The sequence below is a fragment of the Ruegeria sp. HKCCA4633 genome, from assembly GCF_013034605.1.
In the GTDB taxonomy this organism is placed as follows: Bacteria; Pseudomonadota; Alphaproteobacteria; order Rhodobacterales; family Rhodobacteraceae; genus Ruegeria.
The window spans coordinates 1-16,157 of record NZ_WQGJ01000007.1 but is presented as its reverse complement, the minus strand read 5'-3'; the positions used below and the strand labels follow the sequence as shown (position 1 = coordinate 16,157).

Genomic DNA, 16,157 nt, shown 5'->3' with positions numbered 1-16,157 from the left:
CTCAGGTGCGTCGCTGATGCGCCGAAAAATTTGGCTGGGTCCGGAGAAATCCGGGTCCAGCCGAACCTGTCTTAGAAAGGGCCTCAACGCATGGGGTGTTTTCTAAGACACGGTTTTCGGATCGGGAGGCCGCCTTCGGGACGGTGGCCATGAATTGATCCGGACGTGTTGTCTCGATTGTGCAAGATGCCGGGGCCCGACGGTGTCTTTGCCCGCTGAGAACATCGAAAGGTGACATCTGACATGGCTCAAACGTTCCTTGGCCAGAAACGTCTTCGTAAATACTACGGCAAAATCCGCGAAGTGCTGGAGATGCCGAACCTTATTGAGGTACAGAAATCTTCTTATGATCTTTTCCTACGCTCCGGCGATGCAGAGCAGCCAACAGACGGCGAAGGCATCAAAGGTGTGTTCCAGTCGGTTTTCCCGATCAAGGATTTCAACGAAACCTCCGTTCTGGAGTTCGTGAAATACGATCTGGAAAAACCCAAATACGACGTCGAAGAATGTATGCAGCGTGACATGACTTACAGCGCGCCGCTGAAGGTCACTCTGCGTCTGATCGTGTTTGATGTCGACGAAGACACCGGCGCGAAGTCGGTAAAAGACATCAAGGAACAGGATGTCTTCATGGGCGACATGCCTTTGATGACGCCGAACGGCACCTTTGTCGTGAACGGGACCGAGCGTGTGATCGTATCCCAGATGCACCGCTCGCCCGGTGTGTTCTTTGACCACGACAAGGGCAAGACCCATTCCTCGGGCAAGTTGCTGTTTGCCTGCCGCATCATCCCGTATCGCGGCAGCTGGCTGGACTTTGAATTCGACGCCAAGGACATCGTGTTCGCCCGTATCGACCGCCGCCGCAAACTGCCTGTGACAACCCTGCTTTATGCACTGGGTTTGGATCAGGAAGCGATCATGGACGCGTATTACAACACCGTGTCCTACAAGCTGGACAAGAAGAAAGGGTGGATCACGCCGTTCTTCCCCGAGCGTGTGCGTGGGACCCGTCCGACCTATGATCTGGTTGACGCCAAATCCGGTGAAGTGATTGCCGAAGCAGGTAAGAAAGTCACTCCGCGCGCGGTCAAAAAACTGATCGACGAAGGCACCGTAACCGACCTTCTGGTTCCGTTCGATCACATCGTTGGCAAATTTGTCGCGAAGGACATCATCAACGAAGAAAACGGCGCGATCTATGTCGAAGCCGGTGATGAACTGACCCTGGAATACGACAAAGACGGTGACCTGATTGGCGGTACTGCCAAAGAACTGATCGATGCGGGCATCACCGACATCCCGGTTCTGGATATCGACAACGTCAATGTTGGTCCGTACATGCGCAATACCATGGCTCAGGACAAGAACATGAGCCGCGAAACCGCGCTGATGGATATCTACCGCGTCATGCGTCCGGGCGAACCGCCCACCGTTGAAGCTGCGTCGGCCCTGTTCGACACCCTGTTCTTCGACAGCGAGCGTTATGACCTGTCCGCCGTTGGCCGCGTGAAGATGAACATGCGTTTGGCACTGGATGCGCCGGACACCCTGCGCACCCTACGCCGTGAAGATATCGTGGCCTGCATCAAGGCGCTGGTTGAACTGCGTGACGGCAAAGGCGACGTGGACGATATTGACCACCTCGGCAACCGTCGTGTGCGTTCGGTTGGCGAACTGATGGAAAACCAGTACCGCGTTGGCCTGCTGCGTATGGAGCGCGCGATCAAAGAGCGTATGTCGTCGGTTGAAATCGACACTGTCATGCCTCAGGACCTGATCAACGCGAAACCTGCTGCGGCTGCTGTCCGCGAATTCTTCGGCTCGTCGCAGCTGTCGCAGTTCATGGACCAGACCAACCCGCTGTCGGAAGTTACGCACAAACGCCGTCTCTCGGCGCTTGGGCCCGGTGGTCTGACGCGTGAGCGTGCGGGCTTTGAGGTGCGCGACGTGCACCCGACCCACTATGGCCGGATGTGCCCGATTGAAACGCCGGAAGGTCCGAACATCGGTCTGATCAACTCGCTGGCCACCTTTGCTCGCGTGAACAAATATGGCTTCATCGAAACACCGTATCGCGTTGTCAAAGACGCCGAGGTGACCGATGAGGTTCACTACATGTCCGCGACCGAGGAGATGCGTCACACCGTGGCGCAGGCGAACGCGACGCTGGATGCCGATGGCAAGTTCATCAACGATCTGGTGTCGACCCGCCAGGCCGGTGACTACACCCTTGCCCCGCGCGAGAATGTAGACCTGATCGACGTGTCGCCGAAACAGCTGGTCTCGGTCGCTGCATCGCTGATCCCGTTCCTTGAAAATGACGACGCCAACCGCGCTCTGATGGGCTCGAACATGCAACGTCAGGCGGTTCCGCTGCTGCGGGCCGAAGCACCGCTGGTCGGTACCGGTATCGAGGAAAAGGTTGCGATCGACTCGGGTGCTGCGATTCAGGCGAAACGCGCCGGTATCATCGACCAGGTCGATGCCCAGCGTATCGTTATCCGCGCCACCGAAGATCTGGAACTGGGTGACGCTGGCGTTGACATTTACCGTCTGCGCAAGTTCCAGCGTTCGAACCAGAACACCTGCATCAACCAGCGTCCGCTGATCAAGGTGGGTGACACCGTCCAGAAGGGCGAGGTCATTGCCGACGGTCCGTCGACCGACATGGGTGAACTGGCGCTTGGTAAGAACGTGGTCGTCGCGTTCATGCCTTGGAACGGTTACAACTACGAAGACTCGATCCTGATCAGCGAACGTATCGCGCGTGATGACGTCTTTACCTCGGTCCATATCGAGGAATTCGAAGTCGCCGCCCGTGACACTAAGCTGGGTCCGGAAGAGATCACCCGCGACATCCCGAACGTCGGTGAAGAAGCGCTGCGCAACCTCGACGAGGCGGGCATCGTTTACATCGGCGCGGATGTTGAGCCGGGCGATATTCTGGTCGGCAAGATCACTCCGAAGGGCGAAAGCCCGATGACCCCGGAAGAAAAGCTGCTGCGCGCCATCTTCGGTGAAAAAGCATCTGACGTGCGCGACACCTCGCTGCGCGTGAAGCCGGGCGATTACGGTACAGTCGTCGAAGTCCGTGTCTTCAACCGTCACGGCGTCGAAAAAGACGAGCGTGCGCTGCAGATCGAGCGTGAGGAAGTCGAACGTCTGGCCCGTGACCGGGACGACGAGTTGGCGATCCTGGACCGCAACATCTATGCGCGTCTGCAGGGCTTGATCCTAGGTAAAACCGCTGTCAAAGGGCCGAAAGGCGTCAAGGCAGGGTCGGTGATCACCGAGGAGCTGCTGGAAACTCTGACTCGTGGTCAGTGGTGGCAGCTGGCGCTGGAAGGCGAGCAGGACGCGCAGATCGTCGAAGCTCTGAACGAGCAGTACGAAGTGCAAAAGCGTGCTTTGGACGCCCGTTTCGAAGACAAGGTCGAAAAAGTCCGTCGTGGCGACGACCTGCCGCCGGGTGTGATGAAGATGGTCAAAGTCTTCATCGCCGTGAAGCGTAAGCTGCAGCCAGGCGACAAGATGGCCGGTCGTCACGGGAACAAAGGTGTGATCTCCAAGGTTGTTCCGATGGAAGACATGCCGTTCCTGGCCGATGGTACCCCGGTTGACTTCTGTCTTAACCCACTTGGCGTACCTTCGCGTATGAACGTTGGTCAGATCCTTGAAACCCACATGGGTTGGGCTGCACGCGGCCTGGGTCTGAACATTGATGAGGCTCTGGGTGAATATCGCCGCTCCGGCGATCTGACCCCGGTGCGCGAAGCGATGAAGCTGGCCTATGGCGAAGATGTCTACGAAGAAGGCATCACCGGTCTGGACGAGGATGGCCTGATCGAGGCAGCGGGCAACGTGACCCGCGGTGTTCCGATCGCAACCCCGGTCTTCGACGGCGCCAAAGAGGCTGACGTCAACGATGCGCTGGTGCGTGCGGGCTTCTCGGAAAGCGGTCAGTCGGTTCTGTTCGACGGTCGTACCGGTGAGCAATTCGCGCGTCCGGTCACCGTGGGCATCAAGTACCTGCTGAAACTGCACCACCTTGTGGACGACAAAATCCACGCGCGTTCGACCGGGCCGTACAGCCTGGTGACCCAGCAGCCGCTGGGTGGTAAGGCGCAGTTCGGTGGTCAGCGCTTTGGTGAGATGGAAGTCTGGGCTCTGGAAGCTTACGGCGCCGCCTACACCCTGCAGGAGATGCTCACCGTGAAATCGGATGACGTCGCCGGCCGGACCAAGGTCTATGAGTCGATCGTCAAGGGCGAGGATAACTTTGAAGCGGGCGTACCGGAATCGTTCAACGTTCTGGTGAAAGAAGTCCGTGGCCTCGGCCTGAATATGGAACTCCTGGATGCGGAGGTTGAGGAGTAAGGGCGCTGCCCTTTCTCCCGTCCCCCCTTCCGCAAGATTTGAGGTAACAAATGAACCAGGAAATCACCAACAACCCGTTCAACCCGCTGACGCCCCCGAAGGTCTTTGACGAGATCAAGGTCTCGCTGGCGTCGCCCGAGCGGATCCTGTCTTGGTCCTATGGCGAGATCAAGAAACCCGAAACCATCAACTACCGGACGTTCAAGCCTGAACGTGACGGCCTGTTCTGCGCGCGTATCTTTGGCCCGATCAAAGACTACGAATGTCTGTGCGGCAAATATAAGCGGATGAAGTATCGCGGCGTTGTCTGCGAAAAATGCGGTGTGGAAGTCACCCTGCAGAAAGTCCGCCGCGAGCGTATGGGCCACATCGAACTGGCCGCGCCCGTCGCACATATCTGGTTCCTGAAATCGCTGCCGTCCCGCATCGGTCTGATGCTGGACATGACGCTGCGCGATCTGGAACGCGTTCTGTACTTTGAGAACTATGTCGTCATCGAGCCTGGTCTGACTGACCTGACCTACGGCCAGATGCTGACCGAAGAAGAGTACATGGATGCGCAGGATGCCTATGGCATGGACGCGTTCACCGCGAATATCGGTGCCGAAGCCATCCGCGAGATGCTGGCCCAGATCGATCTGGAAGCCGAAGCCGAGCAGCTACGCGCCGATCTGGCCGAAGCCACCGGCGAGCTGAAGCCCAAGAAGATCATCAAGCGTCTGAAGGTTGTTGAATCCTTCCTCGAGTCGGGCAACCGGCCCGAATGGATGGTTATGACTGTGATCCCGGTCATTCCGCCGGAATTGCGTCCGCTGGTTCCGCTGGATGGTGGCCGTTTCGCGACTTCGGACCTGAACGATCTGTATCGCCGCGTCATCAACCGGAACAACCGTCTGAAGCGTCTGATCGAACTGCGCGCGCCTGACATCATCGTCCGCAACGAAAAGCGGATGCTGCAGGAATCCGTGGATGCTCTGTTCGACAACGGCCGTCGTGGCCGCGTGATCACTGGCGCCAACAAGCGCCCGCTGAAATCGCTGTCGGACATGCTGAAAGGCAAGCAGGGCCGCTTCCGTCAGAACCTTCTGGGTAAGCGCGTCGACTTCTCGGGCCGTTCGGTCATTGTGACCGGTCCGGAGCTTAAGCTGCACCAGTGTGGTCTGCCCAAGAAGATGGCGCTGGAACTGTTCAAGCCGTTCATCTACTCGCGCCTTGAAGCCAAGGGTCTGTCTTCGACCGTGAAACAGGCGAAGAAACTGGTCGAGAAAGAGCGTCCCGAAGTGTGGGATATTCTCGACGAGGTGATCCGCGAACACCCTGTCATGCTGAACCGTGCGCCGACGCTGCACCGTCTTGGCATTCAGGCGTTCGAGCCGGTCCTGATCGAAGGTAAAGCGATCCAGCTGCACCCGCTGGTCTGTTCGGCCTTTAACGCCGACTTCGACGGTGACCAGATGGCCGTTCACGTGCCGCTGAGCCTTGAGGCGCAGCTGGAAGCCCGTGTTCTGATGATGTCGACGAACAACGTTCTGTCGCCTGCAAACGGCGCACCGATCATCGTTCCATCGCAGGATATGATCCTGGGTCTCTACTATGTGACCCTGGAGCGCGAAGGCATGCCGGGCGAAGGCAAGGTCTTTGGTTCGATCGAAGAAGTTCAGCATGCGCTGGACGCGGGTGAGGTGCATCTGCACTCAAAAATCACCGCGCGGATCACGCAGATCGACGACGAAGGCAACGAAGTTCAAAAGCGCTATGAAACCACTCCGGGCCGTCTGCGTCTGGGTGCTCTGCTGCCGATGAACAACAAAGCGCCGTTCGAACTGGTCAACCGCCTGCTGCGGAAGAAAGAAGTGCAGCAGGTGATCGACACCGTCTACCGTTACTGCGGTCAGAAAGAGTCGGTTATCTTCTGTGACCAGATCATGTCGATGGGCTTCAAAGAAGCGTTCAAGGCGGGCATCTCGTTCGGTAAGGACGACATGGTCATCCCAGGCGACAAGTGGGGCATCGTTGATGACACCCGCGGTCAGGTGAAGGATTTCGAACAGCAGTACATGGATGGCCTGATCACTCAGGGCGAAAAGTACAACAAGGTTGTCGATGCCTGGTCGAAGTGTAACGATCGCGTCACCGACGCGATGATGAGCACGATCTCGTCATCGGATCGGGCAGAGGACGGGTCCGAGCAGGAACCGAACTCGGTCTACATGATGGCCCACTCGGGTGCGCGTGGCTCGGTCACTCAGATGAAACAGCTGGGCGGTATGCGCGGCCTGATGGCCAAGCCGAACGGTGACATCATCGAGACGCCGATCATCTCGAACTTTAAAGAAGGCCTGACCGTTCTCGAGTACTTCAACTCGACCCACGGTGCCCGTAAGGGTCTGTCGGATACCGCTCTGAAGACAGCGAACTCGGGTTACCTGACCCGTCGTCTGGTGGACGTGGCGCAAGACTGTATCGTTCGTGAGATCGATTGTGGCACCGAGCGTGCGATCACAGCCGAAGCCGCTGTGAACGACGGTGAGGTTGTCGCCTCGCTGGCCGAACGTGTGCTGGGCCGTGTCGCTGCTGACGATGTTCTGCGTCCGGGCACCGATGAGGTGATCGTGGCTGCAGGTCAGCTGATCGACGAACGTATGGCCGACACCATCGACGAAGCCGGTGTTGCCTCAATGCGCATCCGCTCACCTCTGACTTGTGAGTCCGAGGAAGGCGTCTGTGCAACCTGCTACGGTCGTGACTTGGCCCGCGGTACCATGGTGAACACAGGTGAAGCTGTCGGCATCATCGCCGCTCAGTCGATCGGTGAACCCGGTACGCAGCTGACCATGCGGACTTTCCACATCGGTGGTGTTGCGCAAGGTGGTCAGCAGTCGTTCCAGGAAGCCAACCAAGAAGGTGTTGTCGCGTTCGAGAACCCGCAGATCCTGGTCAATGCCGCAGGCGAAAGCCTGGTCATGGGCCGGAACATGAAGCTGGTGATCAACGACGAGCATGGCGAAGAGCGTGCCAGCTTCAAGTTGGGCTACGGCTCCAAGCTGTTCGTCAAAGACGGCACCAAAGTGGCCCGTGGCGACAAGCTGTTCGAATGGGATCCCTACACCCTGCCGATCATCGCCGAGAAAGCCGGTACCGCGAAATACGTTGACCTTGTTTCGGGCCTTGCTGTCCGCGACGAGACTGACGAAGCAACCGGCATGACCCAGAAGATCGTGATCGACTGGCGGGCGGCCCCCAAAGGCAGCGACCTCAAGCCCGAGATCATTCTGGTCGGTGAAGATGGCGAGCCGGTCCGCAACGACGCGGGCAACCCGGTTCACTATCCGATGTCGGTGGATGCGATCCTGTCGGTCGAAGATGGCCAGCAAATCGAAGCCGGTGACGTTGTCGCGCGTATCCCGCGTGAAGGTGCCAAGACCAAGGACATCACCGGTGGTTTGCCGCGTGTGGCCGAACTGTTCGAAGCCCGTCGTCCGAAAGATCACGCGATCATCGCAGAAGCCGATGGTTACGTGCGCTTTGGCCGCGACTACAAGAACAAGCGCCGTATCAGCATCGAACCGGCGGACGAGTCCATGGAGACCATCGAGTACATGGTACCCAAGGGCAAGCACATCCCGGTCGCCGAAGGGGACTTCATCCAGAAGGGTGAATACCTGATGGACGGTAACCCGGCTCCGCATGACATCCTGTCCATCATGGGTGTCGAAGCGCTGGCGGATTACATGATCGACGAGGTGCAGGACGTGTATCGTCTGCAGGGCGTGAAGATCAACGACAAGCACATCGAGGTCATCGTGCGCCAGATGCTGCAGAAGTGGGAGATCCTGGATTCAGGCGACACCACCCTGCTAAAAGGCGAGCATGTCGACAAGCAGGAGTTCGACGCGGCCAACGAGAAGACCCTCTCGCGCGGTGGTCGTCCGGCACAGGGCGAACCGATCCTGTTGGGGATCACCAAAGCCTCGCTGCAGACGCGTTCGTTCATCTCGGCGGCGTCGTTCCAGGAAACCACCCGTGTGCTGACCGAAGCTTCGGTTCAGGGCAAGAAGGACAAGCTGGTTGGCCTGAAAGAGAACGTCATCGTTGGTCGTCTGATCCCCGCCGGTACCGGTGGGGCCACTCAGGCCGTCCGCCACATCGCGCAGTCGCGTGACAACGTGGTCATCGAAGCCCGCCGGGAAGAGGCCGAAGCCGCCGCTGCTCTGGCCGCGCCGACTTTCGACGACGACATGGTTGGTGATGAGCTGGACGTTCTGGTGGAAACCCCGGAAAGCCGCGAGTAAGCTCACAGTATAAATTTGAAAAAGGCCCTGCAAAACGCGGGGCCTTTTTTCTTGGATAAGTGTCAACGTTGGCCCACGGCAATTGAAAGCAATTGCTAAGGCATTAGCGGTATATCTGTAGGCTCTGGCGCGGCCCCTGCGGCGGTGAGCATGGCATGTATTTGCCCCCGGTGATGGGCTTGGTGATTAAAGAACTGAACAACACAGACGGCCTTAGGCATTTAGATTTTGGATAAGCTGCCAGGTGGGTACCACCTGACAAAACCATTGAGATATTCACAGGTTGTGCCAGAAGCCCATCCTTGGATTTCCGTATCGCGCTGCGTGCGTAAGTCTTTGAATTCAGACCAATCTGAAGGGCTGGTCAGTGAATGGGTGATTGTTTCCTGTGGGCGTTCGTTTCCTTTGATGCGCTCAAGCATAAGGGCATCGGCCCAATAGAGGTGGTTCATAGTTGCAGCGATGGATTTGAAGAACGCGCCTCGATCCTTCCAGCGCTGAGCTTCGGTCAAGCCGTCCGATGCAGTGATGAGCGAGATATTTTGCCATCTATTGTAGCGCGCCATAAGTCGGCAATAAGCGGCTGAAATCATCTTTCATGGCCTCAGAGTTATTGTGGAAGTATTGGGAAAATTGAGCGCTTTACATTGGAACAAGGCAAATTGCGCTGGGGCCCGCACACGCTATCACGTCGTTGGGTGACTATGAAATTACAGATGTCACCGGCTTTGCGTGAGCTTTTTCTCAATCAAGCCTGTCAATGCGCTGCATAACCAAGTCCTGTTTTCGGTTCGCGCTTGTTAACACGAAAGCAGATTGCGTTGTGGCAAGACAGCACGACAATTTGATCCAACACTGCCTTCAAGCACGGTGCTTCGTTCTTGCGGACCCACAATCTCTAGCTTAGCTCCGACCAGAGATATTATTTTGATTTTGAATTGGCTCATGGGCACAGAACACAACTCTTTCGAAGATCGCGTTGCGCGGATCAGGCAGCGCTCAGACGAGAATGCAAGAAACGCACCCCGGCCCAGAGCCGAGAGCTTCTGGCGACGCCTGGCCTATCCAGGTGCATTTGTCGGGGCGTTTTTGCTGGGGATCTTTGCCGTTTTTCTGACCCGCTACATTCAGTATCAATCCGTCGGCATACCAGTTCAACGACAGGTTGATACGCAGGATTTCGTCAGCCTCGGTCTTGCGGGTGGGGCCTGCATCATGGTGACGCTTTTTCTGAAAGGTAAGCTTCGAGAATTTGCAGGTGCGCTAACGGTTGGCGCGTTGCTGACGACATTCACCTTTCACAACCTGGTTTGGAACTACCCGGTATTTTTTGAGCAAACCTACGGAAAAGACTGGGTGGATTTTGTCAAAGACACGACGGAACCTTCGAGCTTGAACGTCTTCGGAATTATTTTGCCTTTAGGCTGACATCTGGATGGTGGCGGCAAGCGATATTGACATCCAAGGTTATACCCTGGCCAATACAGGCGTTTGCCAGCCCGGAGCCCAATCCTTATGACCCCGAACACCAAAGGTGCCTTGCTAATGATGGGCAGCATGGCGGCATTTACCCTGAACGATACGCTGGTGAAGGTCGCGTTACAGGAATTGCCGCTTTTCCAGTTGGTTGCACTAAGGGGTGCTTTGGCCGTTATGCTGGTTTATCTGCTGGCGCGGTCTCTGGGGGCGCTGCACCTGAATTTTTCGCGGCACGACAAGTGGCTGGTCGCCCTGCGTAGCTTGACCGAACTGGCTGCCACTTTCTTTTTTTTGACAGCGTTGAAGAATATGCCGCTTGCCAACGTGACGGCCATTTTGCAGGCGCTGCCACTGACTGTCACGCTGGGCGCGGCGTTGGTTTTCTCAGAGCAGGTCGGCTGGCGGCGTACCTTGGCGATTGTTGTGGGGTTCATTGGTATGGTGTTGATCGTACGGCCGGGCCCGGACGGGTTCAGCGTGTATTCTGTCTATGCCCTGATCGCAGTGGCGTTGATTACGGTTCGGGATCTTGTTACCCGACGCATGTCCGCCGATGTGCCGTCGATGGTTGTGACCCTGGCAACCTCGGGCTCAATCGCAGTTGTCGCGGCGATTGCTTCGGTTTTTGAAGGATGGGCGCCGGTCTCGGCTGCAGCAGGGTCTCTGGTCGCCGTCGCTGCCGTCTTTGTGCTGATGGGATATCTTTTAAGCGTCATGGTCATGCGTCAGGGGGATGTTGGATTTGTTGCCCCGTTTCGGTATTCCAGCCTGCTCTGGGCGTTGGGGCTGGGGTGGGTCGTTTTTGATGAATGGCCAGATGCGGTGACGATGCTAGGTGCAGCGCTGATCGTAGGCGCAGGGTTGTTCACACTCTTCCGCGAGCGGGTTCGTCAAGGTGCAGCGTGAACCTGCCTGACATAGGTCTGGTCAATGGCAAAGCGGGATAGGAATTCGGCTTTTTGTGGTGGTGAAAGCGGACTTAGGTCGGCATTCGTGCTTCTTGTGCGGGGAGAGTCATTGAATCGGTTCAAGCCACGCACCCACATCGGGCCATCGGGGCGGGTGACCACAGGCATAGCCCGGTTCATCCTGTTGTGGGCAAAATTCATGATTGATTTCCGGTTGCCGCCCTGCACAAACATGCCAAGCCCGGCTGTCATCAGCGGGCGATGCACGCGAATGGCCTGAATCCCTTGGGCATTTGCGCGGGCCAGATACCCGAAGTTGAAATCAATCGCCACCATAGTGCGGCTCTGCAAGAGCGCTGCGCAATCAACTGCCGTTCCCCGCAGTCTTTCGACAAAGTCCACGGCCACTGCATCATCATCGTCGTGACGAAACTGCAGGCAAGGCGCGTCGAGATTTTGACGTGCCGCATTCAGAACCTCTTGCATGACCTTCCTGTGCCGGCCCGGAGGTCTGGCGACAATTTCTACCTGTTTCAGGTCAGCGGTCAGGTCGTTCAGGCGATCGAAGGCGGGTTTGGGCAGGCATTCACCAATGACGATCCGCAGATGAAAGTCTTGGTCGGTTTGCTGTCGCAGACCGGGCAGGGCGATGGTTTCAAACAAACGGAACCGCTCTTCCAACCGATCGTGGTGATACAGGAACTGCCGCCGTTCTTCGACAGAGGCATGCATGGTCTGAAACCCACCAATGGCGGGATAGGAAAAGCGGCAAAGACCGAGGACCTGCATCTGCTCAAGTCCCGACAGGGGTAGTTTCGACCTCTTCAGGGTCGATAGAGAAACGTGTACGCAAATCCATTGCCTGTTCCCCAGTGACGGGCAACAAATCACGCGTATCCTTCCGGGCGTGGTCCGAGTCGTTGAACCCGTGCAGCATCCGCACCCACATTGGTGCGTCCGGGTAGCTGACGACTGGCATGAACCGCGCCAGTCTGTTGTGCAGTCGGTCAAAGATTGTCCGTTTACTTCCGCCCCGAACATACATACCCAAGCCGACCCCCAGCAGTGATCGATAGACCTGCGCGACGTGCAACTCATTTTTGTCACGCCGGGCGACGTAACCGAGGTTGTAGTCTATCGCGACCGACTCGCTCTGCTGTACCAGTCCTGCATTTTCGCGAATTGCAGAGCGTAGCTTTTCTATGAAATCGACCGAGACCGCGTCATCGTCGTCATGCCGAAACTGAAGGCAGGGTTTATGCGGGTCTGTTCGGGCGGTGTTCAGAACCTCCCGCATCACTCGCTTATGATCTGCGGCTTCCTTTTCGATGATGCGGATCTGTTTGATCCCAGCGGTCAGATCTCGTAGCCGTTGCGCATAGGGTGGCGGCAGGCATGTTCCCGTAAGCACCAGCAGCTCAAACGCCTCATCGGTTTGGGAGCGAAAGCCGGGCAGAGTGATGGTTTCAAATAGGCGAAAGCGTTCCTCCATCCTGTCGGTGTCATACAGAAACCGTCTTTGATCTTCGATTGAGTCTTGGCTGAGCCGAAAGCCGCCAATCGAAGGATAGGAAAAGCGGCACAGGCCAATCACTTGCATCTGTTGTCCATCACCTGGTATTCCGCACGACTATGCCCCCGCCGTGAAACGGCTGCAACGGGGTGGTAGCGTCTTATGTTGAAGCCTCCGACGCCCTAATCCCTGCCCGCCCGAGGCTGCCGGTATAGTGCTGTTGACACTTGGGTCGACTCCGCCTATTACGCGCGTCATCTCGGTACCGGGGGCCGCCCCAAAACCGATTTCAGTAATGAACTGGTCAAGACCCGGACAATTTTGCAGTTCGCGTCCTCTGATAACCAACCGCGACGTTCACCTCGGAATGGGAACGCTCGCGGATTTTGCGCTTGTGGACGCATGAGTGCAACGAATTTAGCCGCACGCAGCCCGCGTGCATGTCATGTGTGTTGCAAAACGGGGAAGAAACCGGAATGCCAACTATTCAACAGCTGATCCGCAAACCGCGGCAGCCTAAAGTAAAACGCTCGAAGTCCATGCACCTGGAGCAGTGCCCGCAGAAGCGCGGCGTCTGCACCCGCGTGTACACCACCACACCGAAAAAGCCGAACTCGGCTATGCGTAAGGTTGCCAAAGTGCGCCTGACCAACGGGTTCGAGGTCATCTCGTACATCCCCGGTGAAAGCCACAACCTGCAGGAACACTCGGTTGTTCTGATCCGTGGCGGCCGTGTGAAAGACCTTCCCGGTGTGCGTTACCACATCCTGCGCGGTGTTCTGGATACTCAGGGCGTCAAAGACCGTAAGCAACGTCGTTCGAAATACGGCGCGAAGCGTCCCAAGTAAGAAGGAGAGGCTGATATGTCACGTCGTCACGCCGCCGAAAAACGCGAAGTCCTGCCTGACGCCAAGTTTGGCGACAAGGTACTGACCAAATTCATGAACAACCTGATGATCGACGGCAAGAAGTCGGTCGCAGAGCGCATCGTTTACAACGCGTTTGACCGCGTTGAGAACAAGGTAAAGCGCGCTCCTGTCGAAGTGTTCCACGAAGCGCTCGACAACATCAAACCATCGGTCGAGGTTCGCTCGCGCCGGGTTGGTGGTGCAACCTATCAGGTTCCGGTCGAAGTGCGCCCCGAGCGCCGCGAAGCGCTGGCCATCCGCTGGCTGATCACTGCTGCGCGCGGCCGCAACGAAAACACCATGGAAGAACGCCTCGCCGGTGAACTGCTGGACGCTGTACAGTCCCGCGGTACTGCCGTGAAGAAGCGCGAAGACACCCACAAGATGGCCGAGGCAAACAAAGCCTTCAGCCACTACCGTTGGTAATTCAGAGGCTTATCAAAAATGGCACGCGAATATCCGCTCGAACTGTACCGTAACTTCGGTATCATGGCGCACATCGACGCAGGTAAGACCACCTGCTCGGAGCGTATCCTGTATTACACTGGTAAATCCCACAACATCGGTGAGGTGCACGATGGTGCAGCCACCATGGACTGGATGGAGCAGGAGCAGGAACGCGGCATCACCATCACCTCGGCTGCGACCACCACCTTCTGGGAACGCACCGAAGACGGTCAGACCGCCGATACCCCCAAGCACCGCCTGAACATCATCGACACCCCCGGCCACGTTGACTTCACCATCGAAGTTGAACGCTCGCTGGCGGTTCTCGACGGTGCCGTCTGCGTTCTGGACGCAAACGCCGGTGTTGAGCCCCAGACCGAAACCGTGTGGCGTCAGGCTGACCGCTACAAGGTTCCGCGTATGGTTTTCGTCAACAAAATGGACAAGATCGGCGCAGACTTCTTTAACTGCGTTCGCATGATCGAAGACCGCACCGGCGCACGCGCTGTTCCGGTTGGTATCCCGATCGGCGCCGAGTCCGAGCTTGAAGGTCTGATCGACCTGGTCACCATGGAAGAATGGCTGTGGCAGGGCGAAGATCTGGGCGCTAGCTGGATCAAAGCTCCGATCCGCGACAGCCTGAAAGACATGGCTGACGAATGGCGCAGCAAGATGATCGAAGCGGCCGTCGAAATGGACGACGACGCGATGATGGAATACCTGGAAGGCAATGAGCCCGACGTTCCGACCCTGCGCGCCCTGCTGCGCAAAGGCACCTTGGACATCGCGTTTGTTCCGGTTCTGGGTGGTTCTGCGTTCAAGAACAAAGGTGTTCAGCCGCTGCTCAACGCTGTGATCGACTATCTGCCCAGCCCGCTGGACGTTGTTGATTACATGGGCTTTAAGCCCGGCGACGAGGAAGAAGTTCGTGACATCGCACGTCGTGCCGATGACGCAATGGCGTTCTCGGGTCTTGCGTTCAAAATCATGAACGACCCCTTTGTTGGCTCGTTGACCTTTACCCGGATCTACTCGGGCACCATGAACAAGGGTGACTCGATCCTGAACTCGACCAAAGGTAAGAAAGAGCGCATCGGTCGTATGATGATGATGCACTCGAACAACCGGGAAGAGATCGAAGAAGCGTTTGCAGGCGACATCATCGCGCTGGCGGGTCTGAAAGACACCACCACCGGTGACACACTGTGTGATGCGAAGGATCCGGTGGTTCTGGAAACCATGACCTTCCCCGATCCAGTGATCGAGATCGCGGTTGAGCCCAAAACCAAGGGCGACCAGGAAAAGATGTCCCAGGGTCTGGCCCGTCTGGCCGCTGAAGACCCGTCTTTCCGCGTGGAAACCGACCTAGAATCGGGTCAAACCATCATGAAAGGCATGGGCGAACTTCACCTGGACATTCTGGTTGACCGTCTGAAGCGCGAGTTCAAGGTTGAAGCGAACATCGGTGCACCGCAGGTGGCCTATCGTGAAACCATCTCGATGCCGGTCGAGCACACCTACACCCACAAGAAACAGTCGGGTGGTTCGGGTCAGTTCGGTGAAGTTAAGCTGGAAATCCAGCCGACTGAGCCGGGCGAAGGGTACTCGTTCGAAAGCCGCATCGTTGGTGGTGCTGTTCCGAAGGAATACATCCCAGGTGTTGAAAAAGGCATCAACTCGGTCATGGACAGCGGCCCGCTGGCTGGTTTCCCTGTGATCGACTTCAAGGTTGCCTTGCTGGACGGTAAGTTCCACGACGTTGACTCGAGCGTTCTGGCGTTCGAAATCGCGGCCCGTATGTGTATGCGTGAAGGTATGCGCAAAGCAGGCGCGAAACTGCTGGAACCGATCATGAAGGTCGAAGTGATCACCCCGGAAGAATACACCGGCGGTATCATCGGCGACCTGACCTCGCGTCGTGGCCAGGTGTCTGGTCAAGAACCGCGCGGCAACGCAATCGCGATCGACGCGTTCGTTCCGCTGGCGAACATGTTCGGCTACATCAACACTCTGCGTTCGATGTCGTCGGGCCGTGCCCAGTTCACCATGCAGTTCGACCACTACGATCCGGTTCCGCAGAACATCTCGGACGAGATTCAGGCGAAATACGCATAAGCGAAGATTTGAGGGAGCTCCGGTGCGGGGCTCCCTTCATTACCGAAAAAGGAGGCCATCATGGCAAAGGAAAAGTTTGAGCGTACAAAACCGCACGTCAACATCGGCACGATTG

Annotated in this window: 9 protein-coding genes and 1 pseudogene; 7 read left to right on the top strand and 3 right to left on the bottom strand. The window is 57.2% G+C overall.

What is annotated here, in order from left to right; all coding sequences use genetic code 11:
* Positions 1-243 precede the first annotated feature (243 nt).
* Both rpoB and rpoC read left to right on the top strand, forming a co-directional pair.
* Complete coding sequence (gene rpoB, locus GOV85_RS16370; protein WP_171180091.1) at positions 244-4,380, top strand: DNA-directed RNA polymerase subunit beta; 4,137 nt, start codon at positions 244-246, stop codon at positions 4,378-4,380.
* 50 nt (positions 4,381-4,430) lie between these two features.
* Positions 4,431-8,672, top strand: a complete 4,242-nt coding sequence (gene rpoC / locus GOV85_RS16365; protein ID WP_171180089.1) for a DNA-directed RNA polymerase subunit beta' — start codon at positions 4,431-4,433, stop codon at positions 8,670-8,672.
* A gap of 95 nt (positions 8,673-8,767) precedes the next feature.
* Here rpoC and GOV85_RS16360 read toward each other — a convergent pair.
* A pseudogene (locus tag GOV85_RS16360) lies at positions 8,768-9,238 on the bottom strand (DinB family protein).
* Positions 9,239-9,488: 250 nt separating this feature from the next.
* On the opposite strand from GOV85_RS16360, the gene GOV85_RS16355 reads away from it, so the two are divergent.
* The gene (locus tag GOV85_RS16355; RefSeq protein WP_171180087.1) at positions 9,489-10,100 is read left to right on the top strand and encodes a hypothetical protein; all 612 of its coding nucleotides are present in this window, start codon (positions 9,489-9,491) and stop codon (positions 10,098-10,100) included.
* 87 nt (positions 10,101-10,187) lie between these two features.
* The gene (locus tag GOV85_RS16350) at positions 10,188-11,057 is read left to right on the top strand and encodes a DMT family transporter (protein WP_171180085.1); all 870 of its coding nucleotides are present in this window, start codon (positions 10,188-10,190) and stop codon (positions 11,055-11,057) included.
* Here GOV85_RS16350 and GOV85_RS16345 read toward each other — a convergent pair.
* Positions 11,042-11,848, bottom strand: a complete 807-nt coding sequence (locus GOV85_RS16345) for a putative rhamnosyl transferase (protein WP_171180082.1) — start codon at positions 11,846-11,848, stop codon at positions 11,042-11,044. The genes GOV85_RS16350 and GOV85_RS16345 overlap by 16 nt on opposite strands.
* 4 nt (positions 11,849-11,852) lie before the next feature.
* On the bottom strand, positions 11,853-12,659 hold the full coding sequence (locus GOV85_RS16340; RefSeq protein ID WP_171180079.1) for a putative rhamnosyl transferase: 807 nt from the start codon (positions 12,657-12,659) through the stop codon (positions 11,853-11,855).
* Between the two features lie 389 nt (positions 12,660-13,048).
* Between GOV85_RS16340 and rpsL the strand changes: the two genes are divergently transcribed.
* Genes rpsL through fusA form a run of 3 tightly spaced genes read left to right on the top strand, consistent with a single transcriptional unit; the run spans position 13,049 to position 16,042 of the window.
* Entirely contained in the window at positions 13,049-13,420 is a 372-nt protein-coding gene (gene rpsL / locus GOV85_RS16335; protein ID WP_005621086.1) for a 30S ribosomal protein S12, read from the top strand.
* 15 nt (positions 13,421-13,435) lie between these two features.
* Positions 13,436-13,906 carry a 30S ribosomal protein S7 gene (rpsG, locus tag GOV85_RS16330; protein WP_010441203.1) on the top strand — a complete coding sequence of 157 codons (471 nt, stop codon included), beginning with the start codon at positions 13,436-13,438 and terminating at the stop codon, positions 13,904-13,906.
* Between the two features lie 18 nt (positions 13,907-13,924).
* Positions 13,925-16,042 (top strand): elongation factor G, encoded by a 2,118-nt coding sequence (gene fusA, locus GOV85_RS16325; protein WP_171180077.1) that lies wholly within the window; start codon positions 13,925-13,927, stop codon positions 16,040-16,042.
* Positions 16,043-16,157 lie beyond the last annotated feature (115 nt).